Genomic DNA, 15,751 nt, shown 5'->3' on the forward strand with positions numbered 1-15,751 from the left:
ACTTTTGCATAAGTACTTATGCTGGTCAGATTCTCCCGGCTTTATTAGTCGGGAGTGGATTGAAACGATTTCATCAATCACCAGCAAATCAACGGATGCAAAATTCTCCCGGCTTTATTAGTCGGGAGTGGATTGAAACAAAGTGGTGAAAGCCCTGTTGGCAAAAGCCGACCTTCTCCCGGCTTTATTAGTCGGGAGTGGATTGAAACTAATTCCTCTTTTCCTTTCTCACAATGGATACCGAATTCTCCCGGCTTTATTAAGTAAGTACTTACCCGCTTAATGCGGATGGTAAGTCGTAATCGGGTCTAAAATCGTTGGAATTCCCTCTAATTTAACATTCGTCTTTGGATAATCCAGGGTGTAATGCAGCCCTCGGCTTTCGGGGCGATTGATCGCCGAGCGGATAATCAGCCATGCCACCAACGCCAGATTGCGCAATTCGATTAAATCGCTGGTGACACGGAAATTCGCGTAGTATTCGTCAATCTCGCGTAGCAATAATTCAATGCGATGCTGCGCCCGTTGCAAGCGTTTGGTGGTGCGCACAATGCCCACGTAGTCCCACATAAAACGCCGGATTTCGTCCCAGTTATGGGTAATTACCACACGCTCATCCGAATCCGTCACGCGACTTTCATCCCAGTTAGGGATCGGCAAATCAAGTGCAGGTTCTGGCAAGCGTCGCATAATGTCTTGTGCTGCCGACTTGCCATACACCAAGCATTCCAACAAGGAATTGCTCGCCAGCCGATTCGCCCCATGCAGCCCGGTGTAGGATGCCTCTCCAATGCAATACAGGGCATCCACATCGGTGTGTCCATGATTATCAACCATCACTCCGCCGCAGGTGTAATGCGCCGCAGGCACAACCGGTACGGGTTGCTTGCTCATGTCATAGCCAAACTTTTCGCAGGTGGCATACACATTCGGGAAGTGGCTGAGGATGAATTCACGCGGTTTGTGGCTAATGTCGAGATAAACGCAATCCAGCCCCAGCCGTTTCATTTCGTGGTCAATCGCCCGCGCTACGATGTCACGCGGGGCGAGTTCCGCCCGTGGATCGAAACGCGGCATAAAGCGACTTCCATCCGGTAGCAATAAACGCCCGCCTTCGCCGCGTACCGCTTCAGTGATCAAACTGGATTTGGCATGGGGGTGATACAGGCAGGTGGGGTGAAATTGCATGAATTCCATATTGGCAACGCGGCAACCGGCACGCCATGCCATCGCGATACCGTCACCACTCGCGCCGTCGGGGTTGCTGGTGTAGAGATAAACTTTGCTTGCGCCACCCGTTGCCAACACGGTGAAACGCGCTTGCAAGGTTTGAATGCGTTTGGCTTTGCGGTTGAGCACATACGCGCCGATACAGCGATTACTGCGATGCCCTAATTTACGCGAGGTAATTAAATCGACCGCAATGTGGTGTTCCAATAATTTGATATTGCTGCGCTGGCGCACTTGCCCTACCAGCGTGTGTTCAATCGCTGCGCCACTGGCATCGGCAGCGTGGGCGACGCGGCGGTGGCTGTGTCCGCCTTCGCGGGTTAGGTGTAGGCGCTCAGTATCGTTTTCTTCGCGGGTGAAGGGTACGCCCGCCTCCAGCAGCCATTTGATCGAGCTTGCGCCATTTTCCACGGTAAAACGCACGGCGGCTTCGTCGCACAAACCTGCACCTGCGTTGAGGGTGTCTTCAATGTGCGAAGCCACGCTGTCGGTGGCATCTAAAACCGCCGAAATGCCGCCTTGGGCGTAGACAGTGCTGCCTTCGGTGAGCACATCTTTGCTCAATACCGCAATCTTGCAGTCGTCGGGCAGGCTGAGTGCTAGGGTAAGGCCAGCCGCACCGCTGCCGATGATTAATACATCATACATATTTATCTCGCTTATTCCTGTGCGGAATTGATCAGGTTTAACTATTCTAATATTGCTGTATGGCATGTAGCATATAGTCTTAGTGAGATAATAACCAAGGAGTAAGGCCCTGATGGGCATGAGCCTAACCGATCTCGAACTGGTGCAACGTGTCCAGTCGGGGGATAAAAGATCATTTGACGTGTTAGTGTTGAAATACCAGCACAAGGTTGTCAGCCTTGTGTTGCGCTATGTTCACGACCACGATACCGCTCAGGATGTCGCGCAGGAAGCTTTCATTAAAGCCTACAAAGGGCTGAAAAACTTTCGTGGTGAGAGTGCTTTTTATACATGGCTTTACCGCATTGCGATCAATAGTGCCAAAAATTATCTGGTTTCCCAAAACCGCCGTTTACCGGATAACGATATTGATGCACATGAAGCGGAACAATTTGAGGGTGAGTCTGCTCTAAAGGAATACGCTACTCCCGAACGCGAGTTGCTGACCGCAGAGATTCAGGCCACGGTGTCGAAAGCCATTGAGGATTTACCGGAAGATTTGCGTACCGCGATCATGCTGCGGGAGCTGGAAGGCATGAGCTACGAAGAAATTGCAGAGACAATGGACTGTCCAATAGGTACTGTACGCTCACGGATTTTCCGGGCGCGTGAGTCGATTGATAAAGTATTGAGACCCTTACTTGGCTAAAACCCCCGAGAGTAGTGTCTCAGGTGCAGGTGAAACTATGAATACCAGTAAAGAAGAATTCTTGTCGGCATTGCTTGACGACGAGAGCGGTGAATTTGAGCGGCGTCGTTTGCTCGATGAGCTGAAAAAAGACGACGCATTAGGGCAAACCTTGTCACGCTACGCCTTTATCGGCGAAACCATGCGTGCCAGCAAAGGGCAACCGATGGGGCAGGGTATTTCCTTGCTATCCCGCATTCAAGACGAATTGGCGGATGAGCCAGCCTATGCGCCGGATAACGTGGTTGCCATGCCAGCGCGTGCTAATACCACAGCAGCGCCTAGCCGTGTGCAAGCGTATCGTTGGTTTGGCATGGGAATGGCGGCAACCGTGGCAGCCGTTGCGGTGGGTGGTTTGCTGTTTTTCAACCAGCCAACGACCCCGAATGCACAAATGGCAGCCGCATTACCTGCTACTGCACCGGTGAACGCGACTACTTCTACTGTGGTTGCCGATGCGGATACCCGTATTCAGCAAGTGGGGCGTGTTGATCCGCAGACCCGCGACATCTTGAAACAGTATGTGGCACAGCATGTCAAATATGCTTCTACCACCGTTATTGCACCATCTATCCGGGCGGTTTCTTATGCTAACGATTAGGTACACGGTTTCACTCGCTGTGTTGGCAGGCAGCTTGGCATGGGCTACGCCGGGCATGGCAAATGAAGCGGTGGATTTACTTGCTAAAATGCACACGGCGGTGCATACCCTGAGTTATGCGGGGACGCTGGTGTATTCTCAGGGTAATGAGCTTTCCAATTACCAAATTAGCCATACACTGGAAAATGGCACGGAAAAGGAAAGTGTAGTGCGTTTGGCGCAAGGTAAAGGCGCGGCGGGCGAGAATGTGGAAAGTTTCTCTCTGGCAAAATTCCAGCAAGTGCAGCCCTTGATGGAAGAGGTGTATGCCTTGGATTTAGGTGGGCAGGAATTCGTTGCTAACCGCAGTTGCCAGATTGTGGTGGCACGCCCGCGTGATAAAATGCGTTACTTGCAGCGTTACTGCATTGAGCCAGAGAGTGGTATGTTGTTGAAATACTCACTGGTTGACCGTTCGCACCGTGCAGTTGAACAGTTGATGTTTACAACGCTGGATATTGCTGCGCCAGCACAAGAGACTCTACCTGCTCCGGCTCAAGCCAGTGCGGCTAGTTCAGCGCCTATCGTTGCTACACCTGCAACGGATTGGGTATTTGCCTCATTACCGGCTGGATTTCAACAAGTTCAGGATTTAAAGCAGGATGGTGTGAATGGGCAAGCGCCTATTCGGCAAATCATTTTGTCGGATGGTATGACTTCCGTGTCGGTATTCATCGCGCCTCCGGGTACGCCCAGCATTTTAGACAGTATCGGGCTGTCAGCCGGTGCAATGAATATTTATGCGACAGAGGTTGCGCAGCATCAGATTACGCTGGTGGGCGAGGTTCCTGCTGTGACCCTGCAACATATCAGTGAAGGCTTACAGTATGTCCGCTGATCAAAAAACAGGCCAGATTAAGTTTGTATCAAGTTCGTTGCCTTATGCTAATCACACAATAGCGAATAATGAGGGCAACGGAATGATTGAACAGACAGCAGTCGTGGTCAGTGTGGAATCGGGGTATGCATGGATTCTGCCGCAACAAAAAGCAGGAGGATGTAGTGGGTGCGCAACCAAAACGAGTTGTGGATCCTCTTCATCACCGTTTGATTTTCTGCGTAAAGAACCGCAGAAAATGCGGGTGTTGAATCCTTCTTATGCACGTCCCGGCGATACGGTTGTGGTAGGAATGCAAGGTGATGCCTTAGTGGTGTACTCCTTGTTGAGCTATTTGTTGCCATTGTTGAGCTTGATTGTGGTTGCTATGTTAGGGCGGGAACTATTGGCAATGGTAGGTATTACTAACGAATGGGCAACCGTTTTTAGTGGCTTGATTGGGCTGTTTGGTGGCTTTCAAGTCGCCAATCTGGTGGCTTCACGTTCGTTCAAATCCAGTGATTTTCAGCCGGTGATTCTACGTGTTGTGGGGCAGCCAGCGTTTTCTGAGCTTACACGCATTGCGTAATGTTAGGGGTGTCATTCCATGTTGATGCAGTGGTTGTGGGTTGGGTTGCTCGCTTGGGGAGTGTTGTCAACAGGAATGACTGCTGCACGTGATTTACCCCAATTTACTGAGTTGGTGAAGCAAAATAGTCCGGCGGTTGTCAATATCAGCACCAAACAAAGCATTTCCCCAAAACAAATGCTGCCTGAAGAACTCCAGTCACCAGAAACCGAAGAGCTGTTTGATGAATTAATGAAGCGCTTTTTTGAGCGTGATGGTGGTGGCGGTCACCCCTTCGATTTTGATAGTAATTCACGGGGTTCTGGGTTCATTTATTCTCAGGAGGGTTACATTGTTACCAACCACCATGTTGTCGCGGATGCAGATGAGATTACGATCAAGTTGACTGACGGGCGTGAACTACCTGCGCAATGGGTGGGAAGTGATGAACGTACTGATATTGCGGTCTTAAAAGTCGCGGCTGCTGGTTTGCCGGTGTTAAAAATGGGCAAGTCAGAGTTATTGGAAGTAGGGGAATGGGTGTTGGCGATCGGTTCACCCTTTGGTTTCGATCACAGTGCGACGGCTGGCATTGTCAGTGCAAAAGGGCGTAGCTTACCGGATGAAAACTACGTGCCATTTATTCAAACCGATGTGGCGATTAATCCAGGTAATTCTGGTGGACCTTTGTTCAATCTTGATGGCCAAGTGGTGGGTATTAATTCGCAGATTTACAGCCGTTCTGGTGGTTTTATGGGGGTTTCCTTTGCGATTCCGATTGATATTGCCTTAGGCGTAATTGAGCAGTTGAAGAGCACGGGGAAAGTATCACGGGGTTGGATCGGTGTTTATGTGCAAGAAATAAGTGCAGATTTGGCGCAGTCCTTCAATATGAGTAAAGCTGAAGGTGCCTTAGTGTCACAAGTTATCATGAGCGGGCCAGCCGCACGGGTGTTGAATCAGGGGGATGTTATTTTGTCATTTGCCGGTAAGCCAGTGGCAAATGCGGGAGCATTACCGCCTATCGTGGGTAATATCGCGGTCGGTGAATCGGTAGCCGTTGACATCTTACGAGAAGGCAAGCGTGAAACGGTTACATTGACGGTGAGTGAGCAGCCAACTGACGATAAGGCTAAATCAGCAATAAGCGTTACGCCGCAACCGCTGCCAATGGCAGGTACATTAGGGTTGCAAGTGACAGATGCTGAATCCAGTGTCGTAGTTGAAGCCGTGATTGGTGAACCAGCACGCAGCACCGGTATTGTGGCAGGCGATATTTTATTGCCCAACTGGATGGCAAAACCATTACCTCTAGTGCTGATTTCAAAAGTATTGCTGCAACACTGGAAGCGGGGAAAACGGTCGCAGTGCTGGTACAACGTGAGGGTTCGGCACGTTTTCTAGCCATGAAGATCGAGCCAAATGCAAGAGAGTGAAGCCAAAACGCATCTGACCGTGTATTATCGCGTGGGCTGTCACCTTTGTGAGGAGATGATAGCCCTTTTGTGTGAGTTTCAGGATGAGTTGAAATTCACCTTCGGGCTGGTAGACATCGACGCGGATGCAGAATTGAACGTGCGTTTTAATGCGGATGTCCCAGTGGTAGCGTGGGGAGAGCGGATTTTATTCCGGCATTTCCTCGATGAAGCGATTTTGAGGCAAGCATTACAGCATGGGTGAGGCGAACAAAAATATCCGCAACTTTTCGATCATTGCGCATATTGACCACGGTAAATCGACATTATCTGACCGTTTTATCCAGTATTGCGGCGGTTTGGAACAGCGTGAGATGGAAGCACAAGTGCTGGATTCGATGGATTTGGAGCGTGAGCGTGGCATTACCATCAAGGCACAAAGCGTGTCGTTGGATTACAAAGCGCGTAATGGCGAAACCTATCATTTAAACTTCATCGACACACCGGGGCATGTGGATTTCTCCTACGAAGTCTCACGTTCCCTGTCCGCCTGTGATGGTGCATTGCTGGTGGTAGATGCGTCGCAAGGTGTGGAAGCGCAAAGCGTTGCCAACTGCTACACTGCGATTGACCTCAATTTGGAAGTCGTCCCCGTCCTCAATAAAATTGACTTGCCTGCGGCTGACCCTGACCGCGTGTGCCAGGAAATTGAGGATATTATCGGCATTGATGCGTCGGAAGCGATTCACGTCAGTGCTAAAAGCGGTATCGGCATTGAAGATCTGCTGGAACAGTTGGTGCAACGCATTCCACCACCCGTGGGCGACCCCGATGCACCGCTAAAAGCCTTGATCATTGACTCGTGGTTCGACAACTACCTCGGCGTAGTGGTGTTGGTGCGGGTCATTGATGGCGAAATCCGCAAGAAAATGAAAATCCGCTTCATGTCCAGCGGGCGTGATTTCCAAGTCGAACGTGTCGGCGTGTATACCCCGAAAATGAAAGACTTGGATGTATTGCGAGCAGGCGAAGTGGGCTTCATGATTTCCGGTATCAAGGAAATCGCCGTCGCAAAAGTGGGCGATACGCTGACCGATGCGCAACGTCCTGCTACCGTCCCGTTGCAAGGTTTTAAGGAAATTCAGCCGCGTGTTTTCGCCGGTTTATTCCCAATTGAATCAGACCAGTACGAAAACCTGCGTGACGCACTCTCCAAACTCAAATTAAACGATTCCGCGCTGTTCTATGAGCCAGAAACCTCGCAAGCCTTGGGCTTCGGTTTCCGTTGCGGCTTCTTAGGCATGTTGCACATGGAAATCGTGCAAGAGCGTCTGGAACGCGAATACAACCTCGATTTAATTTCTACCGCGCCCACGGTTATTTACGAAGTCGTGCTGACCAACGGTGAGACCAGTTTCATCCACAGCCCATCCGAATTGCCACCGATCAATAAATTGGCGGAAATCCGTGAGCCGATCATTGTGGGTACGATTCTTGTGCCACAGGAATACGTCGGTAACGTGATTACGTTGTGCATCGAAAAGCGCGGTGTGCAAAAGAACATGCAATACATGGGCAACCAAGTATCGCTGACGTTTGAATTGCCGCTGGCAGAAGTGGTGATGGACTTTTTTGACCGCCTGAAATCGTGCAGCCGTGGTTACGCCTCATTCGATTACGCGATGGATCGTTTTGAAGCTGCTCCAATGGTGCGCGTCGATGTACTAGTCAATGGTGAGCGCGTTGATGCACTGGCACTGATGATTCACCGTGATTTTGCCCAATCTCGCGGACGCATATTGGTGGAAAAGATGAAAGACCTGATTCCCCGCCAAATGTACGAAGTGGCGATTCAGGCAGCCATCGGTAGCAATATCATTGCCCGCAGCACGGTGAAAGCGATGCGCAAAGACGTAACGGCGAAATGCTACGGCGGTGACGTGAGCCGTAAGCGCAAGTTGCTGGAAAAGCAAAAAGAAGGCAAAAAACGCATGAAGCAGGTCGGCAGCGTGGAAATTCCACAAGAAGCGTTCCTCGCTGTATTAAAGGTCGGCGACAAATAAAACGAGGCTCAATATGCGTTTCAGGGTCTTGTTTTCCCCGGCATTGCAAACGTGATGGATAGCGGTAAAGTTAGTCATTTCCGATAGCCAAGGAGAGGCTTTATGACCTCGCTCATCAGTATTTCCAGCCTGACCAGTGATGCCGCCTGTTTCGAGCAAGTCCGTTCCGTGCGTTGGCCTAATGGGGTGATTTGTCCGCACTGCGGTTCACAGGACACTATCCGTCGAGGCAAGGATGACACCCAGCAGGAACGCCAGCGTTACCAGTGTAAGGATTGCCAAAAGCGTTTTGATGACCTGACGGGCACGGTGTTTGAAGGCCACCACCAGCCGCTGAAGGTGTGGGTGTTGTGCCTGTACCTGATGTCGTTGAACCTGTCCAACCAACAAATCGCCCGCGAATTGGGGTTGAACAAGGATGATGTTCAGGCGATGACGGAACAGTTACGGCGTGGTGTCGAGAAAAAAACGCCAGTAAACCTGTTTGGGAATGTTGAATTTGATGAGGTTTATGTCAAGGCTGGACACAAGGGAAACCCCGAAGCCGTCGCGGATGCTGGGCGTGAAGGTCGCCGCCGCGCCCTGAAAGGTGCGCCGGGGCGTGGGACACTGGAAAAGGACAAACCACCCATTTTCGGCATGATCCAGCGTTCCGGGGAGGTCGTGATCCGTATGCTGGCGAATGTGAAACAGACGACGATCAAGCCGTTGATTGTGGAAACGGTGGCAGCAGGCACGCTGGTCTACACCGATGAGTACAACATTTACAGCCGATTGGAAGAATGGGGCTATGCCCACAAAACCGTCAACCATGGCGCAGGCGAATATGCCCGTGACGAAGATGGTGACGGTTTCCATGAAGTCCACGTCAATACGATGGAAGGTTTTTGGTCACTGTTACGCTCATGGTTACGACCTCATCGGGGGATCTCACAAGAAAAGCTACCGTGTTACCTTGCATTCTTCGAGTCTCTTCACAACATCAGGAAACGGGGGCAAGCTGCCTTACAGTCCTTGCTTTCGCTGCTGTTGGGATAAGACCCTGAAACGCATATTGAGCCTAAAACGAATAGGAATAGAACATGGATTTTGATTTGGAATTTTGGCTAGTCACTGCTACTGCCGTTACGGGGGGTATTTGGCTGCTGTATGCGGTGTTTGGCAAGAAAAAAACGGCTGATGATGAGCCGGTATTGTTGGAATACGCGCGTTCGTTCTTTCCGGTATTGTTGGTCGTTTTATTGCTACGCTCCTTTGTTGCCGAGCCTTTCCGTATCCCTTCTGGTTCGATGCTGCCAACGCTGGAAATTGGCGATTTTATTTTGGTCAATAAGTTTGCATATGGTTTGCGTTTGCCTGTATTACACCATAAAGTGTTGGAGATAGGTGAGCCACAACGTGGTGATGTTGTGGTATTCCGCTTTCCGGATAATCCCGAAATTGATTACATCAAACGCCTTATTGGTGTGCCGGGTGATGTAGTGAGTTGGAATGATAAGACGCTGATCGTGAACGGGGTGGAATTAAACCGTTCATTATTGGGTGATTATCTGCGCCCTGATCAGAAAACCCCACCATCAATTCATCTGAAAGAAGATTTGTTGGGCGTTTCCCATGATATATTAGTGACGCTCGGACGTGTGGGACCTAGCGGTTCCGTGACTGTTCCAGAAGGTCATTACTTCATGATGGGTGATAACCGCGATAACAGTAATGATGGACGCATGTGGGGTTTAGTCCCTGAAGGTAATGTCGTGGGAAAAGCGACCATCGTGTGGATGCACATGAACTGGGGGGGGGATGGTTTCAATTTTTCGCGGATTGGCAATGGTATGCAGTAGGCTTCGACTCCGCTCAGCCAACGAATTGTTCCCAGAAGTAGTGAATGAAGGGGGCGTTCCCTGAGCGGAGTCGAAGGGAATGCTCATTAATGAATAACAATAAAGGTAAATCAGTATGCGTAAGCAGAAAGGTGCAACATTTTTGACATGGGTTGCGGGGGCAGGTGTGGTGATTTTTGCTTTCATTACGGCGGTAAAGCTTGTTCCCTTGTATATGGAATTTTACACAGTACGTTCGCTTGTGGATCGAGTGGCACAAGAGTCTTCCAGTAAGACTTCAGTTCAGCAAATTCGGCGTAAAGTCGATGATTATATGAATGTGAACAGTTTGAACTCCTTGGCATCCAGCGATTTCAAAGTGGTGTCAGTCGAGGGTAAAAATGATGTGAAAGCACTTGAAATATACTATGAAGTGCGCAAACCTTGGGTGGCGAATATTGACTTTTTGCTGACATTTGAATATTCCAAAAAGCTGGGAGCGGCTGACGATACTTGAACAAATTGACCAAGCTACTGGGTAGCGAATTGATGGCGACGGATACCTTTGTCCGTGCCATCACCCACCGCAGCGCGGAGGGTAAGCATAATGAGCGCATGGAGTTCCTTGGTGATAGCGTGCTTGGGCTAATTATCACCACGGAGCTTTATCAGCGAATGCCACGTGCCAGCGAAGGCTATTTAAGCCGTTTGCGGGCGTCATTGGTGAATGAAAACGCCCTCGCGGGGATTGCGGTGGAACTCGCCATCGGTGATTTTTTGCGTTTAGGGTCGGGCGAGCTGAAAAGTGGTGGTTTTCGGCGCAAATCCATTATTGCGGATGCGTTCGAGGCGATTGTCGGCTGCATTTACTTGGAGCAGGGCATGGATGCCGCGAAAAAGTTTGTGCTGACCGCCTACGGTGATCGCTTGGATAATTTGCCAGCGGAAGACAGCCTCAAAGACCCCAAAAGCCGCTTGCAAGAATTTCTGCAATCACGCGGGCATGAGTTGCCCGATTACAATCTGATTGACACGCAAGGCGAAGCACATAAACAAACCTTTACGGCAGAATGCGTTATCCCCAAACTCAATATCCGTACCACGGGTACTTCCGGTAGCCGCCGCAAGGCAGAGCAGGAAGCCGCCGGACTCGCATTTCAACAGGTAACAGCCAAATGACAGACACGACCCCTTCTACCCAACGTTGCGGCTATGTCGCTATTGTGGGTCGCCCGAATGTGGGCAAATCCACGCTGATGAACTTGTTGATTGGCTTCAAAGTATCCGCCACGGCGAACAAGCCGCAAACCACGCGCCACAGCATTCGCGGTATTTTGACCGAAGACGATTACCAAATCATTTTCGTGGATACGCCAGGGATTCACCGCACTTCCAAGAGCTTGCTGAACAAGACTATCAACCTCGAAGCCGTTGCCGCGCTGGAAGGCGTGGATGCGGTGGTGATGATCGTGGAAGCGTTGAAATGGCAGGATGAAGACGATTTGGTCTTGCAACGCCTAGGGCATGTCACTTGCCCGGTGTTTCTGGTTGCCAATAAAGTTGATCGCATCGAGAAAAAGGAACGCCTGCTGACGTGGTTGCCTGACGTATTGAAGAAATACCCGTTCAAGGAAGTGTTCCCGCTTTCCGCCACCAAAGGCATGAACGTACCACAGCTTAAAGCCGCACTCGCGAAAGTCATGCCGCAACAGGATTGGGTCTACGCCGAAGACGACGTGACTGACCAATCCACCCGTTTCATTTGTGGCGAGCTGATCCGCGAACAATTGATGACGTATTTGCATCAGGAAATGCCGTATTCCACCGCGATTGAAATCGAAACTTTCGAGGAAAAGCCCAAGTTGACCGAAATTAACGCGGTAATTTGGGTCAGCCGTGACAACCAGAAAGGCATTGTGATCGGTAATCGTGGCGAGACGCTCAAACGCATTGGCAGCTCGGCACGGATTGCGTTGGAAGCCTTCCTTGAGCGCAAAGTGATGCTGAAATTGTGGGTGCGGGTGGAAGAGAATTGGGAAAACAGCCCACGGCATCTGCAAAGTTTGGGGATTTCAACTTGAAGAAAATCCCCCTCAGTCCCCCTTTTGCAAAGGGGGAAGCCCATCGTGCTATCCCTCTTGTTCCCCCCTTTGCAAAAGGGGGGTTAGGGGGGATTTTCTTTTGACCCCCGCTTTCATCCTGCGGCGTAATCCCTACCGCGATACCAGCCTATTGCTGGATATGTTCACTCGCGACGCTGGCAAGATCACTTGCGTTGCCAAATTCGGGCAAGGTAAAGGCACACGCTCCAAAGGAATGCTCGAACCTTTCCGCCAACTCGACGCCAGTTGGACGGGCAAGGGCGAAGTCTTCACCCTGTTCAATGCCGAAGAAAAACGCCGTTTTCCGCTGAAAGCGGTTGGTTTGGTGCGGGCGGTATACGCCAACGAATTGCTGCTGCGGGCGCTATGGCAACACCAGCCGCAGCCGGAATTATTCGCGCAATACCAGCAAACGCTGTTCCGCCTCGAAAATCTCGCCGATGTACTCGCACTGCCGCTGTTTGAACTGGACGTGCTGGCAATGGCAGGCTATGTTCTCAATCTATGGCACGATGATGCAGAAGGGCATGACATTGAACCTGCGATGCGTTACCGTTTCCGCCCCGACCACGGTTTAGCGGCGGATATGGGGGAGGGCAAGGGCGTGCCGATTTCCGGCAACTTGCTGATCGCCTTACGTGAACCCGAAGCGATGAACCCCGACCAGCGCTTGGAATTGCGCCATACCCTTGATTACCTGATCCAGATGTTGCTGAAAGGCAAAACCTTGAATGCGAGAAAATTGTTCCATGAATAAGATCGAACTCGGTGTCAATATTGACCATATCGCTACCTTACGCCAAGCACGCGGCACGGCTTACCCCGATTTACTGGAAGCGGTGCGGCTGGTGGAAGACGCAGGCGCACACGCCATCACCATCCATTTGCGCGAAGACCGCCGCCATATTCAGGATGTGGATGTATACGCGATTCGCCAAATGTGTACGCGCCGTTTGAATCTGGAGCTGGCGGCAACCGATGAAATGGTTGGCATTGCCTGCGACGTATTGCCGAATGATGCGTGCGTCGTTCCCGAAAAGCGCGAAGAACTCACCACCGAAGGCGGTTTGGACATTATCGGGCAATTCGAGCGCGTGCGCAGCGTGACCCAGCGCTTGAATGCGGCGAATATCCGCGTGTCGCTGTTTATCGAGCCGGACATTGAGCAAATCCGGCGCGTGCCGGACATTGGTGCGCCCGTGATTGAATTGCATACCGGCACGTATGCGAATGCCACGGGCGAAGCCAAACAGCGTGAACTGAACCGTATTCGGGAAGCCACTGAATTTGCGCACAATCTTGGTATTCAAGTGAACGCGGGGCATGGCTTGGATTACCACAATACCCAAGCGATTGCAGCAATCGACAATATCCGCGAACTCAATATCGGGCATTCGATGGTAGCGCGGGCGGTGTTTGTCGGTATCCGTCAAGCGACGGTGGAAATGTTGGCATTGATGCAAGCAGCAAGAAACCGGATATGACCATTCTCGGCATCGGCACGGACATCGTGGAAATCGCTCGCCTTGCAGCCACCCTGCAACGCCACCCCGTCCGCTTTCCCGAACGCATCCTGCACCCCAACGAACTGGAACGTTTCACCAATCAAGCCAATCCAGCGGCATGGCTGGCGAAACGCTTTGCTACCAAAGAAGCCCTTGCCAAAGCTCTTGGCACAGGTATTGGCAAAGAAGTCCGCTTGCAAGAAATCGAAACCACCCATGACCCACGCGGCAAACCACTGCTGCAATTGCACGGCGTAACGTTGACAACTGCCACCGCAATGGGCGTAACGTCATGCCAGCTTTCAGTCGCCGATGAGCGTACCCACGCGCTCGCTTTCGTGATTTTGGTGGGGATCTGACGTGGCACACCACTTGTGCAATTCCGCTACTAACGTCGGCGTATCCAATGGCTTACCCAAATGCCCGTTCATTCCCGCTTTCAAGCATTCGGCAATGTCAGCCGACATCGTATTCGCCGTCAATGCAATCACCGGAATGGCTGGGTTGCGTACTGCTGCCATCCCTGCATGAATGCTGCTCCCACGTATATGGCGGCAGGCTTCCAGACCGTCACATTCGGGCATTTGCACATCCATCAGCACTAAATCGTAGTCGGCATCAATCAGGTGTTGAATCGCTTGCGTGCCGTTTTCGACCAAATCGACTTGAGTTAGACCCAACGTTTCCAGCATGGCTTGCGCGATGATTTGGTTAATCGGGTTGTCTTCTGCCAGCAAAATGCGGCAGTCAGGGTTTAGCGGTGCATCCGGCGGTGTGGCGGTGGCGGGTATTGTCTCAGGGGTTGGTGTGGCTACCTGATACGGCAGCTCGAACCAGAAACACGAGCCTCGCCCTTCTTCACTGTGCATTCCAATCTCGCCGTGCATCAGGCTGACTAACTGCTTGGAAATCGCCAGCCCTAGCCCCGTGCCGCCGTATTTGCGTGCGGTTGACGATTCCATTTGCTGGAAACTGTGGAACAACAGCCGTTGCTTTTCAGGGGGAATGCCAATGCCGGTGTCGGTAATGTCAAAGCGCAGCCGTTCGCCATTTTCAGTGCGTTTAATCGTCAGTGTGATCGCGCCCACCTCGGTGAACTTAATGGCATTGCCGAGTAAGTTGAGCAAGATTTGTTGGGTGCGAATTTCATCGCCCAGCAAATAAGGCGCAATGTCGGCACTGATATTGATGGTGAACGTTAGCCCCTTTTCCTTGGCACGAATCTCCAGCAAATGCTGCAAATGCGCCACCATGTCGCGTAGCGGATAGCTGGTTTGTTCCAACGCCATTTTGCCTGCTTCGATCTTGGAAAAATCCAGCAAATCATTCAGCAATGCCAGCAGCGTTTTGCCACTGCGGTGGATCAGGGCAACGTATTGTTGTTGTTCAGCGGTTTTCACCAACGGTGTCAGCAATTCGCTTGCACCCAGAATACCGTTCATCGGCGTGCGCAATTCGTGGCTCATATTGGCTAGAAACTGGCTTTTGGCTTGATTGGCGACTTCGGCGGTTTCCTTGGCGGCTGCGAGTTTGGCGGCTTGTTGCTCCAGCAAATCATTTTTGTACAGGAGCTGGTAGTAATCATGATGCAGGCTTTTGCCAAAGGTCTGGGTGACAGCACTGAACAGGAGTAGCGACACGGCGATGGTGTACGCGCTGGCAGTACCCATGCTCACCAGCACAATGATTTGCGGCCAAATCATGATATTGACGTAGGCGATAAACAAGGGGTGGTGGGGCGCAAGGCTGGTGGTTGTGCCGACACACAGCATCAACAGTGGCATTAATATCAGCGTTCCCTGTTCCGCCAGCCCGACATGCACCAGCCCCCACGCGGTGAACAGCGCCCAGACACTGACGGACACTATCAGGTTGATGCTAAGCAGCAGTCGTGCTCTATCGGGGCGTGCCTTGTAGTGGACAGGAAATTGTTTCAATAATACAAAGCGTATGCTGCCTAAAATCAGCATTAACAAACCTATACCGTAAACGAGGGTGGGGTTGTGCTGTACAATATCTGTCCCCAACACCAGCACGCCCCAACTAATCATGTAAGGGAACACGCCATTGATCGAGCGGCGGCTCAGGTCGTAGTCGCTTTGGATGCGCATGGCAGCAGAGACGGGGACGTTTCCTACGGATACAGAATTCATACGATTTCCGATTTGTTTTTATGATGAGTGGTAGTGACGTTACCGCATTGCGGCTTAAGGTCA

The 15,751-nt window shown here is 51.3% G+C and carries 17 protein-coding genes; 15 read left to right on the top strand and 2 right to left on the bottom strand.

Annotated elements, in window-relative coordinates; genetic code table 11:
- Positions 1-279: 279 nt before the first annotated feature.
- Complete coding sequence (gene nadB / locus QJT81_10315; protein ID WGZ96326.1) at positions 280-1,878, bottom strand: L-aspartate oxidase; 1,599 nt, start codon at positions 1,876-1,878, stop codon at positions 280-282.
- A gap of 112 nt (positions 1,879-1,990) precedes the next feature.
- On the opposite strand from nadB, the gene rpoE reads away from it, so the two are divergent.
- From rpoE to acpS, 15 genes are all read left to right on the top strand, one after another.
- Positions 1,991-2,566 carry an RNA polymerase sigma factor RpoE gene (gene rpoE / locus QJT81_10320; GenBank protein WGZ96327.1) on the top strand — a complete coding sequence of 192 codons (576 nt, stop codon included), beginning with the start codon at positions 1,991-1,993 and terminating at the stop codon, positions 2,564-2,566.
- A 37-nt stretch (positions 2,567-2,603) separates the two neighbouring features.
- A complete protein-coding gene (locus QJT81_10325) occupies positions 2,604-3,206 on the top strand; it encodes a sigma-E factor negative regulatory protein (GenBank protein ID WGZ96328.1) in 603 nt (200 codons plus the stop codon).
- On the top strand, positions 3,193-4,083 hold the full coding sequence (locus QJT81_10330; GenBank protein ID WGZ96329.1) for a MucB/RseB C-terminal domain-containing protein: 891 nt from the start codon (positions 3,193-3,195) through the stop codon (positions 4,081-4,083). The genes QJT81_10325 and QJT81_10330 overlap by 14 nt, the downstream gene beginning before the upstream one ends.
- 82 nt (positions 4,084-4,165) lie before the next feature.
- Positions 4,166-4,651, top strand: a complete 486-nt coding sequence (locus tag QJT81_10335; protein WGZ96330.1) for a SoxR reducing system RseC family protein — start codon at positions 4,166-4,168, stop codon at positions 4,649-4,651.
- Positions 4,652-4,669: 18 nt separating this feature from the next.
- Positions 4,670-6,034, top strand: a complete 1,365-nt coding sequence (locus QJT81_10340) for a Do family serine endopeptidase (GenBank protein WGZ96331.1) — start codon at positions 4,670-4,672, stop codon at positions 6,032-6,034.
- Between the two features lie 18 nt (positions 6,035-6,052).
- Positions 6,053-6,310 carry a glutaredoxin family protein gene (locus QJT81_10345; GenBank protein ID WGZ96332.1) on the top strand — a complete coding sequence of 86 codons (258 nt, stop codon included), beginning with the start codon at positions 6,053-6,055 and terminating at the stop codon, positions 6,308-6,310.
- Positions 6,303-8,108 (top strand): translation elongation factor 4, encoded by a 1,806-nt coding sequence (lepA, locus tag QJT81_10350; GenBank protein WGZ96333.1) that lies wholly within the window; start codon positions 6,303-6,305, stop codon positions 8,106-8,108. The genes QJT81_10345 and lepA overlap by 8 nt, the downstream gene beginning before the upstream one ends.
- A gap of 102 nt (positions 8,109-8,210) precedes the next feature.
- Positions 8,211-9,146 (top strand): IS1595 family transposase, encoded by a 936-nt coding sequence (locus QJT81_10355; GenBank protein WGZ96334.1) that lies wholly within the window; start codon positions 8,211-8,213, stop codon positions 9,144-9,146.
- Positions 9,147-9,190: 44 nt separating this feature from the next.
- On the top strand, positions 9,191-9,949 hold the full coding sequence (gene lepB / locus QJT81_10360) for a signal peptidase I (GenBank protein ID WGZ96335.1): 759 nt from the start codon (positions 9,191-9,193) through the stop codon (positions 9,947-9,949).
- Positions 9,950-10,064: 115 nt separating this feature from the next.
- Positions 10,065-10,445: a DUF4845 domain-containing protein gene (locus QJT81_10365; GenBank protein ID WGZ96336.1), complete on the top strand. Its 381-nt coding sequence runs from the start codon at positions 10,065-10,067 to the stop codon at positions 10,443-10,445.
- Positions 10,442-11,107 carry a ribonuclease III gene (rnc, locus tag QJT81_10370; protein WGZ96337.1) on the top strand — a complete coding sequence of 222 codons (666 nt, stop codon included), beginning with the start codon at positions 10,442-10,444 and terminating at the stop codon, positions 11,105-11,107. Before QJT81_10365 ends, rnc begins: the two co-directional genes overlap by 4 nt.
- The gene (gene era / locus QJT81_10375; GenBank protein WGZ96338.1) at positions 11,104-12,009 is read left to right on the top strand and encodes a GTPase Era; all 906 of its coding nucleotides are present in this window, start codon (positions 11,104-11,106) and stop codon (positions 12,007-12,009) included. The genes rnc and era overlap by 4 nt, the downstream gene beginning before the upstream one ends.
- Before the next feature lie 100 nt (positions 12,010-12,109).
- Positions 12,110-12,787, top strand: a complete 678-nt coding sequence (gene recO, locus QJT81_10380; GenBank protein WGZ96339.1) for a DNA repair protein RecO — start codon at positions 12,110-12,112, stop codon at positions 12,785-12,787.
- Positions 12,780-13,514: a pyridoxine 5'-phosphate synthase gene (gene pdxJ, locus QJT81_10385; GenBank protein WGZ96340.1), complete on the top strand. Its 735-nt coding sequence runs from the start codon at positions 12,780-12,782 to the stop codon at positions 13,512-13,514. The genes recO and pdxJ overlap by 8 nt, the downstream gene beginning before the upstream one ends.
- The gene (acpS, locus tag QJT81_10390; protein WGZ96341.1) at positions 13,511-13,894 is read left to right on the top strand and encodes a holo-ACP synthase; all 384 of its coding nucleotides are present in this window, start codon (positions 13,511-13,513) and stop codon (positions 13,892-13,894) included. The genes pdxJ and acpS overlap by 4 nt, the downstream gene beginning before the upstream one ends.
- On the opposite strand, the gene QJT81_10395 is transcribed toward acpS, so the two are convergent.
- Complete coding sequence (locus QJT81_10395; GenBank protein ID WGZ96342.1) at positions 13,838-15,688, bottom strand: ATP-binding protein; 1,851 nt, start codon at positions 15,686-15,688, stop codon at positions 13,838-13,840. The genes acpS and QJT81_10395 overlap by 57 nt on opposite strands.
- Positions 15,689-15,751 lie beyond the last annotated feature (63 nt).

This window comes from Candidatus Thiothrix putei, from assembly GCA_029972225.1.
In the GTDB taxonomy this organism is placed as follows: Bacteria; Pseudomonadota; Gammaproteobacteria; order Thiotrichales; family Thiotrichaceae; genus Thiothrix; species Thiothrix putei.